The 6,208-nt window shown below is 66.9% G+C and carries 7 protein-coding genes; 2 read left to right on the top strand and 5 right to left on the bottom strand.

Annotation, left to right across the window (positions count from 1 at the left end):
• Nucleotides 1-752 (top strand): SDR family oxidoreductase (locus tag ACE3TU_RS17775; RefSeq protein ID WP_374626621.1); only part of this gene is annotated, 752 nt, incomplete at its 5' end.
• A 51-nt stretch (nucleotides 753-803) separates the two neighbouring features.
• Here the strand turns inward: ACE3TU_RS17775 and ACE3TU_RS17770 are convergent.
• Genes ACE3TU_RS17770 through ACE3TU_RS17750 form a run of 5 tightly spaced genes read right to left on the bottom strand, consistent with a single transcriptional unit; the run spans nucleotide 804 to nucleotide 5,802 of the window.
• Nucleotides 804-1,436 carry a GNAT family N-acetyltransferase gene (locus ACE3TU_RS17770; RefSeq protein WP_374626618.1) on the bottom strand — a complete coding sequence of 211 codons (633 nt, stop codon included), beginning with the start codon at nucleotides 1,434-1,436 and terminating at the stop codon, nucleotides 804-806.
• Nucleotides 1,426-2,778: a beta-N-acetylglucosaminidase domain-containing protein gene (locus tag ACE3TU_RS17765; protein ID WP_374626617.1), complete on the bottom strand. Its 1,353-nt coding sequence runs from the start codon at nucleotides 2,776-2,778 to the stop codon at nucleotides 1,426-1,428. The genes ACE3TU_RS17770 and ACE3TU_RS17765 overlap by 11 nt, the downstream gene beginning before the upstream one ends.
• A gap of 7 nt (nucleotides 2,779-2,785) precedes the next feature.
• Complete coding sequence (locus ACE3TU_RS17760) at nucleotides 2,786-3,625, bottom strand: carbohydrate ABC transporter permease (protein WP_374626615.1); 840 nt, start codon at nucleotides 3,623-3,625, stop codon at nucleotides 2,786-2,788.
• Nucleotides 3,609-4,529 (bottom strand): carbohydrate ABC transporter permease, encoded by a 921-nt coding sequence (locus ACE3TU_RS17755; protein ID WP_374626613.1) that lies wholly within the window; start codon nucleotides 4,527-4,529, stop codon nucleotides 3,609-3,611. Before ACE3TU_RS17755 ends, ACE3TU_RS17760 begins: the two co-directional genes overlap by 17 nt.
• A 10-nt stretch (nucleotides 4,530-4,539) precedes the next feature.
• Nucleotides 4,540-5,802 carry an ABC transporter substrate-binding protein gene (locus tag ACE3TU_RS17750; protein ID WP_374626611.1) on the bottom strand — a complete coding sequence of 421 codons (1,263 nt, stop codon included), beginning with the start codon at nucleotides 5,800-5,802 and terminating at the stop codon, nucleotides 4,540-4,542.
• A 159-nt stretch (nucleotides 5,803-5,961) separates the two neighbouring features.
• Here ACE3TU_RS17750 and ACE3TU_RS17745 point away from each other — a divergent pair.
• Nucleotides 5,962-6,208 (top strand): winged helix-turn-helix domain-containing protein (locus ACE3TU_RS17745; RefSeq protein ID WP_374626609.1); only part of this gene is annotated, 247 nt, incomplete at its 3' end.

The following is a 6,208-nucleotide window of genomic DNA, read 5'->3' as shown; positions in this document are numbered from 1 at the left end:
CCGCTCTCGTCATCGGCGCCGCCCGCGGCATCGGCAAGGGCATCGCCCAGCGCTTTGCCGAGGAAGGCGCCCGCCTCGTCATCGCCGATACCGAGGTGGCGGCCGGCACCGCCACAGCCGCCGAACTCGGCGCACGCTTCATCCGCACCGACATCTCCAGTGCAGCCGACGCCGAGGCCGCCGTCGCCCTCGCCGTCGCAAGCCATGGCCGCCTCGACATCCTCGTCCAGAATGCCGGCATCTATCCGTGGCAACTGCTCGAGGACACCACCCCGGAAGACTGGGACCGGGTGATGGGCGTCAACCTGCGCGGCAGCTTCATCGCCGCCCGCGCCGCGCTCGGGCCGATGAAGGCGCAGCGCTATGGCCGCATCCTGTTCACCTCCTCGATCACCGGCCCGCACGTCACCAGCCCCGGCCATGGGCACTATTCGGCCACCAAGGCCGGCATCAACGGCCTGATCCGCGCCGCCGCGCTCGAGTTCTCTGGCTACGGCATCACCGTCAACGGCGTCGAGCCGGGCAATATCCTCACCGAGGCGATCCAGTTGCACCGCTCGCCGGCCTTCATCCAGTCGATGGAGGATGCCATCCCCCTCGGCCGGCTCGGCAGCGTCCGCGACGTCGCCAACGCCTTCCTGTTCCTCGCCTCCGACGAGGCCGCCTATATCACCGGCACCACCATCGTCGTCGACGGCGGCCAGTTGCTTCCCGAGGGCAACGACTTCCGCCTCGCCCCGGATCGACCCTGACCCAGGAAAGACCGACGGAGCAGGTCCGGGGGATTCCCGGGCCCTCCAAGGCTACAGCGAGCGCGCCATGAACACCGTGTGGCGTGGCAGTTCGCTCCCCCGTACCTCGCCGAAGCCGAGCTTCTCGTAGAACCTCAGCGCATTGCGGTTCTTCGGGCTGACCTGCAGGTGCATGCCCGGCGCGCCGGCGTCCCGCAGCCGACCCATCAGGTGCTCGAGCGCCGCCCGGCCGATGCCGCGCCCCCGCGCCGCTTCGAGCAGATCGATATGTCCGTGGGCCGGGTAGGCCTGCAGCACCGGCGGATAGACGATCTCGGGATGGTGTATGGCGCGACGCGCCCAGTCGCTGCCGCGCCAGCGGCTCTCGTCACCGCCCGGATCGCGAACCCGGGTGGCGAGCGGCGTCAGCCACTCCCTCTGGTAACGCTGATAGAACGTCGCGCTGTCCGGTGTCCCCAGTACATAGCCGCTCACCCCCTCCGGCCCCTCGACGGCAAAAGCGAAATCGGGCGCGAGCACCTGGTAGGGCGTCGCATAGATCAGCCCGAGCAGGTCCGGATCGTCCTCGCGCGCCGTCGCATCCTTGCCGGAATCCCCGGTCCTCAGGCAGACGAGGTTGAACGCCGCATGGTCCGCCGAGTTGGCACGGCGCAGCCGGTAGCCGTCGCCGAACTCAAGCACCATGGTGATACCGCCCGCCGGCGTCGCGCCTCAGCAGGTCCTGCACCGCAACCGAGAACCCCTGGCGGTAGAAGTTGTAGATCCGCTCCCGGCCCGGAAACTCGTCCTCGGTCGCCGGCTTTTCGGCCAGCCAGTCGAGATAGGTGCACAGGTGCGTCACTTCCTCCCGCACCTCCCACAGGTACTGGTTGAAGGCGTAGAACAGGTCGCGGTTCTCGAGTTCGGTGGTCCGGTGGAAGAGATCGCGGACCTGGTTGCGCAACTCCCGGACCGCCCGGTGGCCGGCTTGCCACTCGGCATCGTCCACGTCCGGACGATGGCTGGCGAGCATTTGCCGCGTGCGCCCGAGCAGCGCCTCGATCGTCGGGCCGCACCGGAACGGCTGGTAGTGCAGCTCGGCGAGGAGCCTCAGTTCGGCCAGCGGAATGGTCTCGCGACTCGAGGCAAGGCGGAACCGCGTCTGCCAGGCCGCCAGCGCCGCCTCGAAGGCCGCTGCCTCGTCATAGCCGCCCCGCACCAGCGCCCCGGTGGTGTGCACCGCGACGAAATTCGCCTCGAACTCATTGTTGGGGTTGGAGATGATGCCGTCGATCAGCGGCAGGATCTCGTCGCCCCGTCCCCCCAACGGGCCGGCATGGACACGGCGGATGTCGTAGTCGTTGGCATGGAAATTGTCCCAGATCACCGGCTTGCGCCGCAGCACCCTGCCAACCTCGGCGAGGCTTGCGGCACTGATCGTTTCCGAGACGATGTCCGGGCCGGTCCAGAACACCTTGATCGCCGGGTCGAGCCGCCGGCCCAGGGTATCGAGATAGCTCGAGCCCGGCACGTCGTGGCCGGCGAACGCCGCGCAGTACTCGGTGGGGCAGAACACCATCAGCGCCCGGGGCTCCCTCGCCCGCACATGCGCGAAAGCGGCATTGGCGAGGTGCGCCTGCGCGGCGGCGAAGTTCGGGAAGGCCGCCTGGTCGGGCGCCGAGAGCGTCGCGGGGATGTCGTCGAACAGCAGCACGAACTGGTTCACTCCGAGCTCCAGCAGCTGGTCGAGCCGGCGCTTCAGCGCCTGAAGTTCGGCGGCGTCCGAGTAGGTGACATCGAGACATGGGGCGATCGCCACCATGAAGTTGAGCCCACGCTGCGCGGCGGCCTCGACCAGATCCGCGAGGTCGGCGGCCTCCTCGGCATCGTAGGTCTCCCGCCAGCGGGCCCGGACCTTGATGTCGTCCTTTGGCCCGTAGATGAAGCAGTTCATCCCCGCCGCGACGATCCAGTCGAGCATGTCCACCCGCTGCGCCCTGCTCCAGGCGCGACCGTAGAAGCCCTCGATGACCCCTGAGAGTAACATGGCGCTCCTAGTCCATCGCCGTTGCCGTGAGCCCGGCGATCACATGACGTTGCAGGATGAAGTAGAGAATCAGCACCGGCACCGTGGTGATGGTCAGGGCGGCGAAGACCAGCGCGTAGTCGGTGCTGTGATAGCCGTAGAAGCGCACCAGCCCGACCGGCAGCGTGCGCTTGTCCTCGTCCACGATGAACAGCAGCGCGAACAGCAGCTCGTTCCAGATGTTGATGGTGTTGAGCACGATCATCGTCAGCATTGCCGGCCAGACCATCGGTACCGACACGCGCCAGAAGATCTGCCAGGTGTTCGCCCCGTCAATGCGCGCCGCCTCCTCCATGTCGGGCCGGACCGAGTTGAAATAGGCGCGCATCAGGAAGACCGTCAGCGACAATGACCACGCCGCGCCCGGCAGGATGAGCGCCCAGGGCGTGTTAAGCAGGCCCATGTCGCGCAGTTGCGTGAACAGCGGGATCGCCACGGTCGGCGGGGGCAGCAAGAGACCGAGCAGCAGCACGCGATAGCTGAGCCGCCGGAACGGGAACTCGAGGCGGGCGAAGGCAAAGGCCGCCGCCGTGGCGAAGCCGACGCAGAGCGTCACGGCGCTCGCCGTCACCAGCAGCGAGTTGAGGTAGAGCGTCCCCAGCCGCCCCAGTTCCCAGGCCTCGACGAAGTTCTCCCAGCGCCAGACGCTGGGCAGGGCGAACGGCGTGCGGAAGATTTCGCGGTTCGACTTGAACGCCGAGAGTACCATCCACACCGTCGGGTAGAACATCGCGGCGACCAGCACGGCGCCGATCCCGAAGCGCAGCCACTCCGTCGGGCTCCAGCTGCGGCTAGTAGCGGTGGACACTGAGCCGCTCCGATATCCTGAGATAGACGAGCGAGATCGCCATCACCACCGCCGCCAGCACCACGGTGAGCGAGATGCCGTAGCTCAGCTGGTTCTTGTCGAAGGCCTGCTTCATGATCCAGGTCGCCGGCACCTCGGTGGCCCCGAACGGATTGCCGTTGGTCATGGTGAAGAACAGGTCGAACCCGGCGAACCCTCCGGTCACTGCCAGCAGCACCGCCACCATGACGTTCTGGCGCAGCAGCGGCAAGGTGATCTGGAAGAACTGCACGAACGGCCCGGCGCCGTCGAGCGTTGCCGCCTCGTAGATGTTGCGCGGGATGCGGCGCAACGCGGCAAAGAAGATCACCATGTAGAACCCGGCATACTTCCAGCCCGATACGATCATGATGGCGATGAGCGCCGTCGCCGGCTGGCTCAGCCAGGGCTGCGCCAGCTCGCCCGCCCCAAGTGCTTTCAGCACCGAGTTGAGCAGCCCCGAGCGGTAGTCGAGCACGAAAGCCCAGAGCACGCCCGCCGCCGACATCGACAGCACCACCGGCGAAAAGAAGAAGCCCCGCATCAGCGCGAAACCGCGTCGGTCGGAGTTCAGCAGCACGGCCACCGCCAGCCCGAAGCTCACCTCGAAGATCAGCGTACCGAGGATGTAGAGCATCACGTGCACATAGCTCATCAGGTGCACGGCGTCGGCGAAGGCGCGCTGGAAATTGTCGAGGCCGGCCCAGCGCGGCGCGGTGAACCCGTCCCAGTGCGTGAAGGCGTAATAGAACGCCGATCCCACCGGCCACAGCACGAACAGGCCGAACAGCAGCATCGCGGGCGCGATGAACAGCAGGTTCGCCGCGCCCCTGGCGACTGGAGCCGTCCGGTCCTCGATCGGCCGCCCGGCCCCCGCTTCGGCCATGGCTGCCGGCCTATTCGGCGATCAGCGCCACGGTCTCGTCGAGCCAGCTCAGCGCGTCGGCCGGCGACTTCTCCCCGGCCGCCACATAGGCCGCGGCCTGGTAGTAAGCCTCGGCCAGCGCCACCGGGTAGGTGGTGTCGGGCGGCGGCACCATGGCCGGGGCCTCCGCCAGCATCCTGGCCATCTGGTCGGTCTGCGCATCGAGATTGGCGGTCTCGTTGACGCCCTTGATCGGGCTCAGCGTCCCCGCCTCGGCCCGAAGGATCTGATTGGCCGGCTGGGTGTAGAACTTCAGGAACTTGATCGCCGCCTCGGGGTTCCTGGCCTTGGCGTGGACCACGAAGCCGGTCGCCGTACCGATGACGCTGTGCGCCAGCGGGTGGTCGGGGTCGATCACCGGGGTATCGAACGAGGCATAGCGGAAATCGGCGTCCGCCAGTTCCTTGGCCGTGCCGATCAGCCACGAGCCGATCGGGTGCATCGCCGCAGAGCCCTCGAGGAAGGTCGCCATCGCCGGGTCGGCGCCGAGACCCTGCAGGTCTCGGTTGAATCCCCCGGCCTCGCGCAGCTCGAGAATGTACTCGAACGCCTTGAGGAAGCCCGGGGTGCTGAACTTGCCGGTCCGCTCGAAGGCCGCCGTGTACTCGGCCGGCGGCACCACCTTGGCGGCGATGTGCGAGGCCCAGTTGCCGAATGGCCAGAACTCGTTGTTGCCCTGGATGATGGCGATCTCGCCGGCATCGGTCAGTGTCTTGGTCAACGCGACGAACTCGGCCCAGGTCGCCGGCGGGCTGATCCCGTTTTCCTCGAAGATCGCTTCGTTGTACCAGATCGTGTTGGTCACATCGAGCGAGGTCGGGATCATGTAGATCTTGCCATCGACCATCGTGCCGGCGCCGGCCGTCCACACCGACGGCACGAAGCTGTCGCCCCAGCCGTCGGTGGCAAGCGCCGTGGTGAGGTCCATCGCATAGCCGGCCTCGGCGTCGCGCTTCACCGGGAAACCGGCCCACTGGAAGTAGATGTCCGGAACGTCGTTGCTCTGCAGCTGCGTGATCAGTCCGGTGTTGGAGTAGACGTCGTCGTCGAACGGAATCTGGACGACCTTGATGTCCGGGTTCGCCGCCTCGAAATCGGCAATGATCTTGTCGAGCACCTCTTTTTCGGCGCCGCCGGTGGTGGCGTGGGTGATGCGGATCTCGGTGGCGGCCAACGCCGTCGTCGTCATCAGCGCCGCTGCGATCAGCGCGAGCGAACCCTTCAAAAACTGCATCCTCGAACCCCTTGGAAATGGTACTGGTATGATATTGGTTTATTTCCCGCTGTCCAGCATCTGTTCATTGGTCAAAGGTAGGGCCAATTCGCCTTGCCAACGGCAAGCCAAAGCCATACCAGTTGCTGCAAAAGCCCGCTTGTGCCGGCTGGAGGCGACTTGGACTTCTATACCGCACTGAAGGAACGGATGGACCGCCAGCACGGTCCGCTGGGCGAGCGGCTGCGCAACGCCCTCGCGGCGGTGATCGAGACCGGCGCCATTCCGCAGGGTGAATCACTGCCCTCCGAGCGGGAAATGGCGGAACGGCTCGACGTGTCGCGCTCGACGCTGCGCACCGGCCTCAAGGATCTGGTGCAGATGGGCCTGCTGGCAACGCGCCCGGGCGCCGGCACGGTGGTCGCCG

The organism is Devosia sp., from assembly GCF_041917035.1.
Classification (GTDB): domain Bacteria; phylum Pseudomonadota; class Alphaproteobacteria; order Rhizobiales; family Devosiaceae; genus Devosia_A.
Note: the sequence above shows the minus strand (reverse complement) of the source record. Positions and strands in the feature narration are given on the sequence as shown.